We start from the raw sequence: 2,151 nt of genomic DNA on the forward strand, positions 1-2,151 counted from the left end.
GAAATGCGCCTCAAGCACGCTTTCGCTTGTCCACGCCCTGTGGAGCTTTCGCCACAAATACAACCCATGATTCCTACGCCTGGGCACGCAAGTTGGCCAAGCGGGCATGCGACTGAAGCCTTCATAATTATCACGGTGTTGCTCACACTACTGCCGTCAGGCCACAAATACAAAGAACAATTGGAACGGCTCGCGGCCCGTATTGCAGTCAACCGCACAGTAGCCGGCGTTCACTATCCCGTAGACAGCGCCGCTGGCCGTTTGCTCGGAACCGCTCTCGCAGAATTTTTTATCGCACGTTGCCAAGGCGCCAAAAGTTCAGCTGTATGGGGCTTCGATGGACGGAAATTCCAAGGAAAAAAGGGCGAGCCCGTCGACTTTGACATGCGCGTCTCCATGACAGACAACCTCAGTGGCTACTATCGATACAAGACCACCAGGCAAGCGATACAAAAATCACCAATACTTGCTTTTATGTGGGCTAAAGCGGCAGCCGAATGGCTGCCTCTCAAATAGGTCGGCCATGAACTGGAGCAAATTGCCCAAGGGCGAATTTACCGGTATTGACTGGGCGTTGCCCAATGCCACCAATGGTTTTGACCCTTACCTGGTCTGGGCCGAAACCGACAGTTTTGCCGGCTATGGCGACACACAGCCCAAGTGGTTGCCCATCGCTATTGAGCTGACGCGGGGTACCACGGTGTCCCAGCTTATTGCCGCGGCCTCCCCCAAGTGGCTCCATGTGCCACCTGTGTATGCCGGCACGGTCGCGCCGGCTGGCCTGAGGTTTTGCACCGCGCGGGTCAGGCCTGCGTTTTTCAAGGCAATTCAGCCGGGTGGCAGCCTTCACCCGCTGGTACTACGGCTTGAGCTGGGGCTGCCTGCAGCTGAATACGCTGACGATCCGGTGGGGAGCTCGCACACCAATCCACCTCCACATTCGCGCGGCGAAGCGTACCAAGCTGAAGCCAGTGCTGAGCGCCTGCTTTCGGGCAAGGTGTTCGGACTGATTGACGATAGCCTGGCATTGGCCCATGCGAATTTTCTCCATCAGGGCAAGGCCCGTACCCGCTACTTCTGGCGGCAAGACGCACGAGGCAAGGGCCGCACACCCACCGGGTTGGGCTATGGACACGAGCTAACCGCCGCAGACATCAATGCAGCCATGCAGGCCAATGTCTATAACGGCTTGGTGGATGAAAGCGCCGTTTATGTCGCACTGGGGCTTTCTACCCTGGGCCAGAAACAGCCCAAGACCGAGCGCTTTTTTCACGCGCTGGACACGTCGATCAGTCACGGCTCACATGTCATGGATCTGGCAGTGGGGCCGCGCAAGCTGCTGGCCCAGGTGGCCAACTTGCCGCCTGCGTATGACGCGCCGCCTAGCTGGGCGCTGGCCAACGACGATGCCAGCCGCGCGCCGCTGGTTGCAGTGCAACTCGACTACGACACCGTGCAAGACACCTCGGGCGGCTCGATGAATGTGCATGTGCTGGACGGGTTTATGTACATCCTCTCTCGCTGCACCCCCACGGCCAAGGTGACGGTGAACGTGAGTTTTGGCACGCTGGCCGGGCCGCATGACGGAACGTCGCTGCTTGAGGCAGCCATGGACCAGCTGATCACCCTCCTTCATGGCCGCCTGCAGATTGTTGTGGCTGCTGGCAATGGCTACCAACTGCGCATGCATGCCAATACAACGCTGGCGAAAAACAAGTCCGCCACGCTGCATTGGTGCGCACTGCCCGACGATACAACGCAAAGCTTTGTGGAGCTCTGGATTGAAGAGAACCGCGAAGGCCTGGAGATTGAAATTACGCCGCCAGGGCAAGCGGCCTTGCCAGCATTGAAGTTTGGCCAGTCCCGAATGTGGGCCAACAGCGACAAGCAGCCCCTTTGCGCGCTGATTTATCCAAAGACGGTGGCCACTGGCCGGCGTGGCACCTGCGCCCTGCTGGCGGTGTCACCCACCTTCAGCTTCGAGAAGAAAGACGTCACAGCTCCCAGCGGAGTATGGCAAATCAAGCTGACGAACACCGCCACAAAATCGGTCACGGTGGATGCCTACGTGGAGCGCGACGATGTGGTCAACGGCACCCATACCGGAGCGCGCCAATCGCACTTTGAGGACGAGTGGTACGACACCAGTGG

General features: G+C 58.9%; 2 protein-coding genes. Both read left to right on the forward strand.

Annotation, left to right across the window (positions count from 1 at the left end; all coding sequences use genetic code 11):
* Positions 1-516, forward strand: a 516-nt coding sequence (locus tag AC1DWI_RS20610) for a phosphatase PAP2 family protein (protein ID WP_477725622.1), incomplete at its 5' end; no start/stop codon positions are given.
* Between the two features lie 7 nt (positions 517-523).
* A partial coding sequence (locus tag AC1DWI_RS20615) for a S8/S53 family peptidase (RefSeq protein WP_477725623.1) occupies positions 524-2,151 on the forward strand: 1,628 nt, incomplete at its 3' end.

This window comes from Polaromonas sp. P3_C2 (assembly GCF_056402675.1).